The sequence below is a fragment of the Ornithinibacter aureus genome, from assembly GCF_009858245.1.
In the GTDB taxonomy this organism is placed as follows: Bacteria; Actinomycetota; Actinomycetes; order Actinomycetales; family Dermatophilaceae; genus Fodinibacter; species Fodinibacter aureus.
Genome location: NZ_VMSB01000001.1, coordinates 848,306 through 861,579, shown reverse-complemented (window position 1 = coordinate 861,579; position 13,274 = coordinate 848,306). Strand labels below are relative to the sequence as shown.

At 72.1% G+C, this 13,274-nt stretch carries 13 protein-coding genes; 8 read left to right on the top strand and 5 right to left on the bottom strand.

Annotation, left to right across the window (positions count from 1 at the left end; all coding sequences use genetic code 11):
- Positions 1 to 24: 24 nt before the first annotated feature.
- From C8E84_RS04165 to C8E84_RS04155, 3 genes are read left to right on the top strand one after another with little or no spacing between them, the layout of a single operon-like run.
- Complete coding sequence (locus tag C8E84_RS04165) at positions 25 to 1,158, top strand: PKD domain-containing protein (RefSeq protein ID WP_159899725.1); 1,134 nt, start codon at positions 25 to 27, stop codon at positions 1,156 to 1,158.
- A gap of 23 nt (positions 1,159 to 1,181) precedes the next feature.
- Positions 1,182 to 1,628, top strand: a complete 447-nt coding sequence (locus tag C8E84_RS04160) for a hypothetical protein (protein WP_159899723.1) — start codon at positions 1,182 to 1,184, stop codon at positions 1,626 to 1,628.
- A 26-nt stretch (positions 1,629 to 1,654) separates the two neighbouring features.
- Positions 1,655 to 2,686, top strand: coding sequence for a Gfo/Idh/MocA family protein (locus C8E84_RS04155; protein WP_159899721.1), 1,032 nt, complete (start codon positions 1,655 to 1,657; stop codon positions 2,684 to 2,686).
- A 64-nt stretch (positions 2,687 to 2,750) separates the two neighbouring features.
- Here C8E84_RS04155 and C8E84_RS04150 read toward each other — a convergent pair whose 3' ends face one another.
- Entirely contained in the window at positions 2,751 to 3,491 is a 741-nt protein-coding gene (locus tag C8E84_RS04150; RefSeq protein ID WP_159899719.1) for a Type 1 glutamine amidotransferase-like domain-containing protein, read from the bottom strand.
- A gap of 79 nt (positions 3,492 to 3,570) precedes the next feature.
- On the opposite strand from C8E84_RS04150, the gene C8E84_RS04145 reads away from it, so the two are divergent.
- Positions 3,571 to 5,181, top strand: coding sequence for a serine/threonine protein kinase (locus tag C8E84_RS04145; protein ID WP_159899717.1), 1,611 nt, complete (start codon positions 3,571 to 3,573; stop codon positions 5,179 to 5,181).
- On the opposite strand, the gene C8E84_RS04140 is transcribed toward C8E84_RS04145, so the two are convergent.
- The 3 genes from C8E84_RS04140 to lpdA are packed head-to-tail and all read right to left on the bottom strand — an operon-like array spanning position 5,174 to position 9,389.
- Positions 5,174 to 6,064 carry a TIGR01777 family oxidoreductase gene (locus C8E84_RS04140; RefSeq protein WP_246196765.1) on the bottom strand — a complete coding sequence of 297 codons (891 nt, stop codon included), beginning with the start codon at positions 6,062 to 6,064 and terminating at the stop codon, positions 5,174 to 5,176. The two genes, C8E84_RS04145 and C8E84_RS04140, sit on opposite strands and share 8 nt — an antisense overlap.
- Before the next feature lie 43 nt (positions 6,065 to 6,107).
- Positions 6,108 to 7,967, bottom strand: a complete 1,860-nt coding sequence (sucB, locus tag C8E84_RS04135; RefSeq protein ID WP_159899715.1) for a 2-oxoglutarate dehydrogenase, E2 component, dihydrolipoamide succinyltransferase — start codon at positions 7,965 to 7,967, stop codon at positions 6,108 to 6,110.
- Between the two features lie 39 nt (positions 7,968 to 8,006).
- A complete protein-coding gene (lpdA, locus tag C8E84_RS04130; protein ID WP_159899713.1) occupies positions 8,007 to 9,389 on the bottom strand; it encodes a dihydrolipoyl dehydrogenase in 1,383 nt (460 codons plus the stop codon).
- A 72-nt stretch (positions 9,390 to 9,461) separates the two neighbouring features.
- Between lpdA and C8E84_RS04125 the strand changes: the two genes are divergently transcribed.
- Both C8E84_RS04125 and C8E84_RS04120 read left to right on the top strand, forming a co-directional pair.
- Positions 9,462 to 9,785 carry a hypothetical protein gene (locus tag C8E84_RS04125; RefSeq protein ID WP_159899711.1) on the top strand — a complete coding sequence of 108 codons (324 nt, stop codon included), beginning with the start codon at positions 9,462 to 9,464 and terminating at the stop codon, positions 9,783 to 9,785.
- Positions 9,786 to 9,902: 117 nt separating this feature from the next.
- Complete coding sequence (locus C8E84_RS04120) at positions 9,903 to 10,097, top strand: DUF5302 domain-containing protein (RefSeq protein WP_159899709.1); 195 nt, start codon at positions 9,903 to 9,905, stop codon at positions 10,095 to 10,097.
- 4 nt (positions 10,098 to 10,101) lie between these two features.
- Here C8E84_RS04120 and C8E84_RS04115 read toward each other — a convergent pair whose 3' ends face one another.
- A complete protein-coding gene (locus C8E84_RS04115; protein ID WP_159899707.1) occupies positions 10,102 to 11,661 on the bottom strand; it encodes a leucyl aminopeptidase in 1,560 nt (519 codons plus the stop codon).
- Positions 11,662 to 11,788: 127 nt separating this feature from the next.
- Here C8E84_RS04115 and gcvT point away from each other — a divergent pair, with 127 nt between their 5' ends.
- A complete protein-coding gene (gene gcvT / locus C8E84_RS04110; RefSeq protein ID WP_159899705.1) occupies positions 11,789 to 12,892 on the top strand; it encodes a glycine cleavage system aminomethyltransferase GcvT in 1,104 nt (367 codons plus the stop codon).
- The gene (locus C8E84_RS04105) at positions 12,889 to 13,104 is read left to right on the top strand and encodes a hypothetical protein (protein WP_159899703.1); all 216 of its coding nucleotides are present in this window, start codon (positions 12,889 to 12,891) and stop codon (positions 13,102 to 13,104) included. Before gcvT ends, C8E84_RS04105 begins: the two co-directional genes overlap by 4 nt.
- Positions 13,105 to 13,274: the final 170 nt, after the last annotated feature.

Here is a 13,274-nt window from a genome sequence, read left to right as displayed (position 1 = left end):
GGCGTCTTCCCGATCGGGCTGCGGGTGACCGACGCCCTCGGCAACACGGCGACCGCGACGTCACAGGTCACGGTCACGAACGTCGCCCCGACCGTCAGCGTCACCGCGATCACGGCGATCGACGAGGGCGGCACGGTCACCGTGTCGGGAACGGTCACCGATCCCGGCTGGCTCGACCCGCTGACCGCGACGATCACCTTCGACGACGGCGCGGCCCCGGTGGCCCTGGCCGGCACGCTCGAGAACGTTCGCCCGAACGCGACGCTGACGTTCTCGGTCGACCACCAGTACGGCGACAACGGCGCATTCACCGTGCAGGTGTGCGCCGCCGACGACGACACCACCGGCAACTGCGACAGCGAGGTCGCGACCGTCGGCAAAATCGACCCGACGGCGGTCATCGACACCTCGGGCGAGCAGGTCTGCGACGGGGTCTCCGCGTTCATCCTCGAGGCCGGTGAGGACCTGACCGTGCCCGTCGGATCGGTGGACCCGGGCAGTGACGACCTCACCGCCGAGTGGGCCTGGGGCGACGGCTCGACCGACAGCCAGACCTCGTTGGTCAACCCGCCGGGTACCGACCCGGCGAAGAGCCCGAGCAACCAGCCGCGCGACGTCGACTTCAGCAAGACCCACGCCTACGTCGACGCGTGCGCCTACACCCTCGACGTGACGGTGACCGACGACGACCTCGGCTCGGCCGCGGACAGTGCGCTCGTGCTCATCACCGGCAACGCCGACGTCTCCAAGGGGCACGGCTGGTGGCTGAACCAGTACCGCACCAAGGCGCCGAACGACTTCACCCCGGCGCAGCTGCAGTGCTACCTCGACATCGTCGGAGCGCTCAGCATGGTGTTCGACGAGAAGACCGACGCCTCCACGCGGGCCAAGGCCACCAAGGTGCTCAACGCCCCGGCCAAGGCACCGGCGAACGTCATCTTCGACCAGCACCTGCTCGGGGCCTGGCTGAACTTCGCCAACGGGTCGGTCAAGCTCGCGACACCGGTCGACACCGACGGCAACGGCAGCAAGGACAGCACCTTCGGTGCGGCGGTGTTCGCGGCCGAGTCGGTGCGCATCAACCCGGTGTCCTCCAGTGCCCAGATCAAGGCGCAGAAGGACATCATCGAGCGGGTCGCGCTCCAGAGCGGCAACTGATCGCGATGGGCGCACTGGTCCCGGTGACGGCCGTTCGGGCCGTCACCGGGCCGCTCGCGGTGGTGCTGCTCGTCCTCCTCGGCGGGTGCGGTTCCGCATCCGAACCCCGTGCCACGGCATCCGACACCGGCGCCACGGCATCCGGGGTGCCGTCCCCGTCACCATCCGCGATGCCGTCCACGTCGCCACCCGCGCAACCGTCGCCGTCGCCGGCCCCTCGCCGGCTCACGCCCGAGGCCGACGACAGCCACTACTCGATGGCGATGGGCTCGACCACTGCCCTGGTCGTGCGGGAGCCGGGTGCCGACGAGCCCGAGGTCGACGGGGCGTCCGTGATCCTCATCCCGGTCGTCAACGTCACCGGCTCCGGCGTGCGCGAGTGGGAGGTTCGCGCCGTCGATCCCGGCACCAGCGTCATCACGAGCACGACGCCGGCCTACACGATCACGCTCACGGTCGATGGTCCCTGAGCCGGCCACGCCCTAGATTGGGCGCCATGATGCGCGTCGCCCTCGCCGGGTTCGGATCCTCCGGTCAGACCATCCACGCCCCGCTGCTCCACGAGGCCGGGTGTGAGGTCATCGCCGTCTCCACCCGCGACCCCGAACGTGCTGCGGCCGCCCGGACCGAGTTCCCCGGGACCACGGCGGTCGAGGACCTGACCGCGTTGCTCGCGGTGCCGGGCGTCGACCTGGTCGTCCTCGCCACCCCGAGCGGGGCACACGCCTCGCAGGTGCGCACCGTCATCGACGCCGGGATCGCCTGCCTGGTCGACAAGCCCCTGGCGGTGGATGCCGCGTCGGCGGCGGACGTGGTGCGCCACGCAGCGGCCAGCGGGGTGCCGCTCACCGTCTTCCACAACCGGCGCTACGACCCCGAGCACGCCACCGTCGCGCGCGTGGTCGCCGACGGGCTCATCGGCACGCCGTTCCGCTACGAGACGCGGTGGGAGCGGTGGCGCCCGGTGCCCAAGGACCGGTGGCGCGAGAACGCGAGCCCAGCCGACGGCGGCGGCATCCTGCTCGACCTGCACAGCCACCTCGTCGACGCCGCCGTGCAGCTGTTCGGGCCGATCGCGTCGGTGTTCGCCACCGTGGCCGCGCACACGACGCTCGCCGAGGACGACGCATTCCTGGTCTGTCGCCACGAGTCGGGGGTGGTCTCCCACCTGGGCGCGACCGCCCTGTCCGGTGCGCCGGGGCCGCGGGTGCGGATGCTCGGCACGACCGGCGCCTACGTCATGGCCGACTTCACCGGGGAGACCCACGTGTGGACCGGTCAGGCTGACGCGGACCCCGGCCAGAGCGGCTGGCTGTACCGCGGCGACGAGCGCGAGCCGGTTGCCCGCGGCACGAGCACCCAGGCCGACCTCTACCGCGCGGTGGCGGCAGCACTGGAGTCGGCGGACCCCCAGGCCGCCATGCCCGTGGACCCGTGGGATGCCGTGCACACCCTGGCCGTCATCGACGCCGCCCGCGAGTCGGCGGCGCAGGAGCGCGTGGTGAGCGTGCGCACCCCCGCCCGCTGACGGCATCCGCACTTCTTGCACTCCAGCCACCTGCACGAGGTGGCTGGAGTGCTATGAGTCGTGGTCAGGGGGAGGGCAGGCGGCGAGGTTCGACGCGCTCCTCGTGGATGCCGTCGCCGTCACCGTCGCGGGTCACGATGAAGGCGCCCTTGCCGCCGACCTCGCTGACCGCCTCGACGAGCTCGGTGCCGCGGTAGACCAGGCCCACGCCGTCGTCGGTGCAGTGCGTCGTCGGGAGCGTGCCGTCACCCACGAGGGCGTGGATCGTCGGGCGGCGGCGCTCCTCGGAGTCGTAGTGCACGCCGCTGCCGTAGGGGAGCAGGCCGAGACCGTTGGCTACCGCGCGCAGGTCGGGGCCGAAGGAGTCGGTGCAGCCGCCGAGGTACCAGCAGATCGACCCAGCAGACACGCCACCGAGCACGACACCGGCCTCCCAGGCGGCGCGCATCGCCGGTCGCAGGTCGTGCACGTCCCACACCGCGAGGAGGTTCGCGACCGAGCCGCCACCGACCCACACGACATCGGCCTCGAGCAGGTGCCCGGGGACGTCGTCGAGGTTCGGCATGGGGAACAGGTCCAGGCACGTGACGTCGAACCCGGCGACGCGCCCGGCCTCGATGACGCGGTAGTTCATGAAGCGGGGATCGCCGGATGCCGTGCCGACGTAGGTGACGCGTGGTCGCCGCCCGTGGACGCCCGAGAGGTCGACCGCGTGGTGCACGAGCGCGTCGAACTCGACATCCGTGCGGTGTCCGTAACGGAAGCCACCCGAGGTGGCGACGATGGTCGGGGCGTCGGCAGTCATGGGCACGACGGTAGCCGCCTGGCGGGGTGCCTGTGGAAAACTCTCGGGGCGCTCTCGCGAAACACGGCACAGTGGGGGCATGGACGAGGAGGGGACGCAGCCGCCGCAGGTGTCGGGGTTCGAGGTGGGGGAACTCCTGGCGCGGGGCGGCACGAGCGAGGTCTGGGCAGGGGTGTCGCTGCCCGATGGTCGGCGGGTCGCGATCAAGGTGGTGCAGGCCGGCCTGCGGGAGGTCGAGGCCGCGGCACGCGAGGCGGCGGTGTCGGCGGCCGCGGCGTCAGCGCACATCGTCGAGATCGACTCGGTCGTCGGCCTGGCTGATGGCCGGGTGGCGCTGGTCATGCCGCACCTTCGCGGTGGGTCGCTGGACGCGCTCGTGCGACAGCGCGGGCACCTGACCGCCGGGGAGGTCGTCACGGCGCTGGCTCCGGTGGCCTCGGCGCTGGGGCGCCTGCACGGTCTCGGTGTCGTCCACGGTGATGTCTCCCCGGGAAACGTGCTGCTCGACCTCGACGGCCGGCCCGTGCTCGGCGACCTCGGTCTGGGCCACGTGCTCGGTGACATCTCCCCGGGGGTGTGGGGCACCGACGGATACGTCGCGCCCGAAGTCGTCATGGGCGGCGACCCGTCACCGGCGTCGGACGTCTACGGGGTCGGCGCCCTGGGGTGGCTCTGCCTCACCGGCAGCGTGCCCGGTGCACCGGGGTTGCGCCCGGCGCTCGCCGACGTCAGCCGTGCGGGGCAGTCTGCTGCGGCGCTGGTGCAGGCCCTCGAGGCGGCCCTGTCCCCCGAACCGGCGGGTCGCCCGGATGCCGACGGGCTCGGCTGGCTGCTGTTCCAGGCGGCCACCGCGACACCGCTCGACCTCGTTCGTGGGGGTGACGAGGTCAGCGCGGTGACCTATCGGCTGCGAGCGGCCGCCGGCGAGGCAGCGGCGCCCGAGCCGCCGTCACGGTGGCGACTCGGGCGGGCGCGCGTCGCGAGACGCGGTGCTGCAGCGCTGACGTCGATCTCGCTCGGGCAGCGCCGGGGGCCCGGTCGGCACAGCGAGCCGTCGACTCGGACCGGAGCGGGCGTCGCTCGGGTCGCGGTGACGGCCGCTGGCGCCGCCATTCTCGCCGTCGCGCTCGTCGTGGCCGTCACCGTGCTCGGCAGGGACGGCGGATCAGCCGAGGCTCGACCGGCGCCGTCGATGGTGCAGCCGTCGGCCGTGCAGTCGCTGGCCGTGCGGTCGTCGGTCACGCCGGAGCGCAGCCCAGCACAGGTGAGGCCGACGGCTGCCGCTGATCCCAGGGTGGACCCGGTGGCCCCGCGGGAGCGCCCGCAGGAACTGCTCGCGGTGCTCGCCGAGGCCCGGGCCGGGGCCTTCCGGGAGGCGACTGCGGCGATGCTGCACGGTGCCGTGGCGCCGGGCTCGACGGCGGCCGCACGAGACACCGCTGCGGTCACGCAGATCGCCCGGCGCGGCCTGCGCTATTCGGGTCTGCGCTACGAGGTCGTCGGCGCGCGCCATGTCTCAGGTGACGCGCGGGCGGCCGTCGTACAGGCCCGCATCGACGCCAGTGCCTACTCCGTCGTCGGCCGTGACGGATCGCAGCCGCAACCCGCGCAGGAGGGCGGGGAGGTGTTCGTCGACCTCGTCCTCACCCAGTCCGGGTGGCGGATCAGCGCCATCCGCCCGGTCAGCTGACGAGCCAGCGGGCAGCGCCCTCGAGGTCGGGGTGGGTGAACTCGTAACCACTCGCCGCGAGCACCTCACCGACGATGCGCTGACTCCCGAGGATCTCGGTGGCGAACTCGCCGAGCACGATGCGCAGGGCGGGCGAGGGTGCGGGCAGGATCGTCGGACGGTTCAGGGCGCGCCCGATGGCCGAGACGATGTCGCGCTGGCGTGCCGGTTCGGGGGCTGAGAGGTTGACCGGGCCGGTGATGTCGTCGCGGTCGAGCAGGTGCAGCAGGGCACCGACCTCGTCGTCCAGCGTGATCCACGGCCAGTACTGCTTCCCTGAGCCGAGCGGCCCGGCCAGCCCGAACCGGGCGAGTTGCAGCAGTCGCTCCATCGCGCCGCCCTGACGCGCGAGGACGATGCCGGTGCGGGCCAGCGCGACCGACGCCCCGGCATCCACCGCGGGAGCCGCGCTGGCCTCCCAGGCCAGCACGACGTCGGTGAGGAATCCCTCGCCCGGCGCGCTGGCCTCGGTGAGCGGCTCGTCCCCGCGGTTGCCGTAGTAGCCCACGGCCGACCCCGAGACGAAACGCACCGGGTGCTGCACCTGGGCGATGGCGGTGGCCAGTGCGTGGGTGGTGTCGGTTCGCGACGCGAGGATCTCGCGCTTGTACGCCGGGGACCAGCGCTTGTCGCCGACTCCCGCCCCGGCGAGGTGGACGATGCCGTCGACGCCATCGAGGGCCCGCGGGTCCAGGGTTCGGCTCGTCGGGTCCCACTGCACCTCGTCACGCCCCTGGGCGGGGCGGCGCACGAAGCGCACCACGTCGTCGCCGCGCTCACGCAGCGCGGCGACGACGGCGGTGCCGATCAGGCCCGAGGAGCCGGTGACCGCGATGCGCTTCACCTGGTCCTCCGCACGGTGCCGGTCAGTGCTCGACGAGATGACATCACAGTCCCAGGTCGGCCTCGAAGGCGCCTTCCTCGAGACGCTGCTTCATCGTCGTGAGGAAGCGGGCGGCATCCGCACCATCGACGATGCGGTGGTCGTAGGACAGCGCCAGGTAGACCATCGAGCGGATGGCGATCGTCTCGCCACCGTCCTCGGTCATGACCACGACGGGGCGGCGGACCACCGAACCGGTGCCGAGGATCGCGACCTGCGGCTGGTTGATGATCGGGGTGTCGAACAGTGCGCCGCGCGAACCGGTGTTGGTGATGGTGAAGGTCCCACCGGACAGGTCGTCCGGCATGATCTTGTTGTTGCGCGTGCGCTCGGCGACGTCGGAGATGCCGCGCGCCAGTCCGGCGATGTTGAGGTCACCCGCGTTCTTCAGCACCGGGACGAGCAGGCCCTTCTCGGTGTCGACCGCGACACCGAGGTGCTCGGCGCCGTAGTACGTCACCTGGTCGCCGTCGAGGCTCGCGTTGACCGTCGGGTGCGCCTTGAGGGCCTCGACGGCGGCGAGCGCGAAGAACGGCAGGAAGCTCAACTTGGTGCCCTCACGAGCGGCGAAGTCGGCCTTGGCCCGGTCGCGCAGCTTGGCGATGCGGGTGACGTCGACCTCGACGACCGTGGTGAGCTGGGCCGAGACCTGGAGCGACTCGACCATGCGGCGGGCGATGGTCTGGCGCAGACGGGACATCTTCTCGGTGGTGCCCCGGCGCGAGTCCGTGGCTGCGGGTGCCTTGGCCGGGGCGGAGGGCGCGGCCGCCGCAGGTGCCGCCGGTGCCTCGGGGGCGGGAGCCGGGGCCTTCTTGGCCTCGGCGGCCGCCATGACGTCCTGCTTGCGGATGCGGCCGCCGATGCCGGTGCCGGTCAACGTCGCGAGGTCGATGCCGTGGTCGGCTGCGAGCTTGCGCACCAGCGGCGTGACGTAGGCCGCGGCGTCGCGACCATCGGAGTCGTCGCTGCTCGCAGGAGCGGCTGCTGCCGGTGCCGGTGCCGGTGCGGCGGGAGCAGGGGCAGCAGGCGCGGGTGCCGGAGCAGCAGGCGCGGGGGCAGGTGCTGCCGGTGCGGGGGCAGGTGCTGCCGGTGCGGGCGCAGGAGCAGCCGGTGCCGGTGCGGCAGCAGCAGGCTCGGGAGCCGGAGCGGGAGCCTGCGCAGGTGCATCGGCAGCGGAGCCACCGCCGGAACCACCGATGACCGCCAGGTCAGCGCCGACCGGGACGGTGTCGTCCTCCTGGACGAGGATCTTGGTGAGCGTGCCGGCCACGGGGGAGGGGATCTCGGTGTCGACCTTGTCGGTCGAGACCTCGAGCAGCGGCTCGTCGACCTCGACGTCGTCACCCTCCTGCTTCAGCCAGCGGGTGACGGTGCCCTCGGTGACCGACTCGCCGAGGGCCGGCATGGTCACGGTGGTGCCGTCGCCGCTGACGCCGTCGCCGCCGCTGTCGCCAGCGGACGACGCCTCGGCAGAGCTCTGCGGTGCGGCCTCCTGCGCCGGTGCGCTCTGCGCCGGGCCGGCTTCGGCAGGTGCAGCCTCTGCCTCGACGGGTGCCGGCTCGGGCGCAGCCTCGGCGGGCGCGGCCTCAGCCGGTGCGGCCTCGGGCTCGCTCGCCGCAGGCGCGTCGCCGTCACCGATGACCGCGAGGTCAGCACCGACGGGGACGGTGTCGTCCTCCTGCACCAGGATCTCCTGGAGCGTGCCGGCGACGGGCGAGGGGATCTCGGTGTCGACCTTGTCGGTCGAGACCTCGAGCAGTGGCTCGTCGATCTCGACGGTGTCGCCGACCCCCTTGAGCCAGCGCGTCACGGTCCCTTCGGTGACGGACTCGCCGAGCGCAGGCATCTTCACGCGTTCTGACATCGGGACAGCTCTCCTTTGTAGGCGGTGACGTTGACCACTCTAGTTGTGTGCGTGCAGCGGTTTCCCAGCGAGCGCCAGATGGGCTTCGCCGAGGGCTTCGTTCTGGGTCGGGTGGGCGTGCAGCAGAGCCGCGACGTCCTCGGCATGGGCCTCCCACGAGACGATCAACTGAGCCTCCCCGATCTGCTCACCCATGCGTGAACCGACCATGTGGACGCCGACGACCGGGCCGTCCTTGACCCGCACGAGCTTCACGAAGCCCTGGGTGCGCAGGATCTGGGACTTGCCATTGCCGCCGAGGTTGTACTCGTAGGTCTCGACCCGGTCGCCGTACTGCTCCGTGGCCTGGGCCTGGGTCAGCCCCACCGACGCGATCTCGGGCTCGCAGTACGTGACCCGGGGGATGGACGACTCCACGAGCGGCATCGGATCCAGCCCGGCGATGTCCTCGGCCACGAAGATGCCCTGGGCGAAGCCGCGGTGGGCGAGCTGGAGCCCGGGCACGATGTCGCCGACGGCGTAGACCCCGTCGACCGAGGTGCGGCAGCGCTCGTCGGTGATGACGAATCCGCGCTCGATGCTCACCCCGGCATCCTCGAATCCCAACCCGGCGGTCGACGGTCCTCGCCCGACGGCGACGAGCAGCACGTCGGCGCTCAGCTCGTCACCGCCCTCGAGGCGCACGGTGACCCCGTTCTCGGTCGGGGTGGCCGACTCGAAGCGCGCTCCGGTGCGCAAGGCGATGCCGCGCTTCTTGAACGCGCGTTCCAGCGCGGTGCTGACCGCCGGGTCCTCCGCGGCGACGAGCCGGGGGAGTGCTTCGACGATCGTCACGTCGGCGCCGAACGAGCGCATGACGGAGGCGAACTCGACGCCGATGACACCCCCGCCGAGCACGATGACGCTCTTGGGCACCTCGGTCAGCGCGAGGGCGCCGTCGCTGGTCATGATCGGGCCACCCAGCTCGAGCCCCGGCAGGGTCCGGGCGTACGAGCCGGTGGCCAGCACGACGTGGCGGCCGACGAGGCGCCGGTCGCCGACGACGACGGTGCGCTCACCCTCGAGACGACCCTCACCCTGGACGTAGTCGACCTTGCGTGAGGACACCAGGCCCTGAAGGCCCTTGTGCAGCCGGCTCACGACGCCTTCGCGGTAGGCGGTGACACCCGGCAGGTCGACGCCCTCGAGCGTCGCGCGCACCCCGAAGCGGATGGCTTCACGGGCCGAGTCGGCGACCTCGGCCGCGTGCAGCAGCGCCTTGGTGGGGATGCAGCCCCGGTGCAGGCAGGTGCCGCCGAGGAGGTCCTTCTCGACGAGGGCGGCGCTCAGGCCGAGCTCGGCGGCGCGCAGCGCGCAGGCGTAGCCGCCGCTGCCACCTCCGAGGACGACGACGTCATGGGTGGGTTCGGCGGTGGCCGGCATGAGCTGCTCCTTCGCGCGTGGGTGGGGCGCCTGCGAGCATCCTGTCACTCCCTGAGCGCTTATCGTGTCGTCATGGCTTGGTGGAGACGCAGTCGCGACAAGCAGGCACCCCATGGTGGTGGTGACCTCACCAGTGCCCGTGCCCACCTGCAGGAGTTCGTGGCGTCGCGACGCGGGGTGGAGGCGTACGTCGAACCCGCGACCAACATCACCGCGACGACCGTGGTGCTCATCGCCCACGACGGGGAGTGGACGCGGAGGGCTCTGCCCTCTCGGCCGGTGGCCTTCGAGGTCGCGCGCTCGCTCGACGTCCCCGTCTACGACGTGAACCTCACCGGGTACCCGGCTCGCATGCGCCAGTGGACCGCCCGCCAACGGCGCCCCGACCAGCGCTGACGGCAGCGACGAACGGCGCCATCGACGCCCTGCCACCCGCTGCGGACGGCAATTCGATCGATCGGGGCGCCCGGGTCTGCGAAGGTTGGTGCACCACCCGCCGAACGAAGGAGCACCATGTCAGGCTCGAAGAAGCCGCGCCCCACCGTCGACGAGGACGTGAAGGCCAAGTTCCGCGCAGCCCTGGACGCGAAGAAGTCCCACGGCGGCGCAGACGTCTCGGACCGCTCGGACCACTCGAAGGTCGACCACGCCCACGGGCCCGAGGCCAGCGCGACGCAGCAGATGTTCCGCCGCAAGAGCGGCGGCTGATCCCTCAGCCGGCGCTGGACTCCACGAGGGCCAGCAGGGTCGCCACGCCGAAGCCGGTGCCGCCCTTGGGGGTGTGACCCTTCGGGGCCTTCTCGTTGAACGACGGCCCGGCGATGTCGACGTGGGCCCACGGGATGCCCTCGCCGACGAACTCCTTGAGGAAGATCCCCGCCGTGAGCATCCCGCCGTCGCGGTCGCCCTTGTGCGCCAGGTCGGCGGTGGGTGTGTCGAGCTTCGCGCGCATCTCGACGGGCAGCGGCATCGGCCACGCACCCTCACCGGAGGCGTCGGCGGCGTCGACGACGCGGGAGCGGAAGGCGTCGTCGTTGCCCATGACACCCGCGATGTCGGTGCCGAGCGCGATGACCTGGGCGCCGGTCAGGGTGGCGATGTCGACCACCCAGTCGGGGTTCTTCTCGCTGGCCAGGCACAGTCCGTCGGCGAGGACCATGCGTCCCTCGGCGTCGGTGTCGAGGATCTCGACGCTCGTGCCGTTGCGCATGACGACGACGTCGCTCGGCCGCTGCGCGGTGCCGCTCGGCATGTTCTCGGCCAGGCACAGGTAGCCGGTGACGGCCACGGGCAGGGCGAGCTCGGCGGCGGCGATGACGGCGGCCGTGACGGCGGCGGCGCCGGCCATGTCGCTCTTCATCGTCACCATGCCTGCGGACGGCTTGATGTTCAGGCCTCCGGAGTCGAAGGTGATGCCCTTGCCCACGAGGGCGACCGAGGCCTTCGGTGAGGCCGGGCTGTAGGACATCGTCACGATGCGCGGCGGGTGGACGGAGCCCTGACCGACGCCGACGATGCCGCCGAACCCGCCCTTGACGAGAGCCTTGTCGTCGAGCACGGAGACCGTGACGCGCGCGGTCGACCCCGCGACGCGCTTCTTCACGGCATCCGCGAAGGACGCGGGGTAGAGGTAGTTCGGGGGAGTGTTGACGAGGTCTCGGGCCCAGTCGCGGGCGGAGCCGAGGATGCCGGCGCGCGTCACGGCATCCTTGGCGGCACGCCCCTGCCCGGCACCGGAGACGACGAGAACCCGCGGGCCGGATGCCGTGGGCCCGGCGGTCGCGGTCGGCTTGCCGGGGCGGGCGGGCACCGTGCGGCGGGCCGTGCCGACCACCGCGAGGGGTGCGCTCTTGTCGTAGACGTAGCACCCGGCATACGCGCCGTCGGCGACGGCGGACAGGCTCTCGACGTCGGGGGTGGGCAGGGCGACGGCGACGGTGCGCTTGCCGCGCACGGTCCGCAGGGCCGCTCCGGCTGCCGAGCGCAGGACGGTGTGCGGGTAGGTCGCCCGGCGGGACGTGCCCTCGCCGAGGCCGGTGACGACCACCGACGTCGCCTTGACTCCGGGGACGGCGACGACCCGCATGACCTCGTCGGCCTTGCCGGTGGCCTCGAGGTCGGCGAGCACGGCCTGGAGGTGGACGACGGCTTTGCGGGGCAGGGCGTGACCGGTGGCGAGGTCGGTGCCGTCGGGAGTTCGCACGGATCCGATGACCAGGCAGTCGACGGCAAGCTCGGCGGGGGTGCGGGTGGTGAGCGACACGGAAGTCATGTCGGCACCCTAGCGACCAGCCGCCGACGACCGTTGCCACGGATGCGTCGGGTCGAGCACGGTCGAGAGCGGGCGGGCATGCTCGAGCACGGGCGGGCACCGTCGGCCACGCGGTAACGTGCCGACCATGACCGAGCTGCTGCACTCCCCGCTCCATGACCAGCACGTTGCCCTCGGCGCCAAGATGGCGGACTTCGGGGGGTGGTCGATGCCGATCGAGTACCCCGGTGGTGGGGTGGTCGCCGAGCACACGGCGGTGCGGGAGCGAGTCGGGATCTTCGACGTGTCGCACCTGGGCAAGGCGCGGGTGTCGGGCCCCGGCGCGGCGGACTTCGTCAACGCCTGCCTGACCAACGACCTGCGCCGCATCGAGCCCGGCCAGGCGCAGTACACGATGTGCTGCACCGAGGAGGGCGGGGTCGTCGACGACCTCATCCAGTACCTGCGCTCGGACGACGACGTCTTCCTCATCCCCAACGCGGCGAACACGGCGGCGGTCGTCGAGCTGCTGGCCGCAGCCGCGCCCGAGGGGATCACCGTCGAGAACCTGCACGACCGCTACGGCGTCATCGCGGTGCAGGGGCCGAAGTCCGACGAGGTGCTGGCCGGTCTCGGGCTGCCCGTCGACCACGACTACATGAGCTTCGTGGAGACCCAGTGGGAAGGGCTGCCCGTCATCGTCTGCCGCACCGGCTACACGGGGGAGCGGGGCTACGAGATCGTGCCGGCGTGGGACGTCACCTCGTCGGTGTGGGACGCGCTGGCTGCCGCGGTGATCGAGCAGGGTGGGATGCCGTGTGGTCTCGGCGCCCGCGACACGTTGCGCACCGAGATGGGGTACCCGCTGCACGGCAACGACCTGTCGCTCGACATCACCCCGGTCATGGCTGGCGCGGCCTGGGCGGTCGGCTGGGACAAGCCCGCGTTCTGGGGCCGCGAGGCGCTCACTGCGCAGCGCGCCGCGAAGGAGTCCCGTCTGATGCGCGGGCTCGTCGTGACCGGTCGCGGCATCCCGCGTTCGCACTGCGAGGTCAAGGACGCTGACGGAAACGTCGTCGGTGAGGTGACCTCCGGGACGTTCTCGCCGACCCGCAAGCAGGGCATCGCTCTGGCCCTGCTCGACCGGTCTGTCACGCTCGGTGACGACGTCGTCATCGACGTTCGCGGCCGTGACGTGGGGGCGACGGTGTCCAAGCCCCCGTTCGTCGAGGTCGGGGTGCGCTCCTCATGACCGGGCGCTGGACGTGGTCGTACGAGGATGCCGCCGGGTCGGCGATGGATGCCGCTTCACTTGGCGCGACGGTTTTTCCGACCCAGTCGGACGCCGAGTCGTGGTTCGGCGAGGTCTGGGCCGACCTCACGGATGCCGGTGTCGCTGCGGTCACGCTGTGGCGAGACGGCGAGAAGGTCTACGGGCCGATGAGCCTGGCGCCCGCGCCCTGACGCTTCGACCTGTTTGCCACCTGTCCTGTGTGCCACCTCGTGTGCCACCTGTCTACGACGTGGGCGCCGGGGTCGACCACCCATGAGACTCCGCGCCCAGTACGGGCGCCGCGCTTCGCTCCGTGACGCTGGGCCGCGGGACTGCCGGTTTCGCGGACATGCGGATGGTC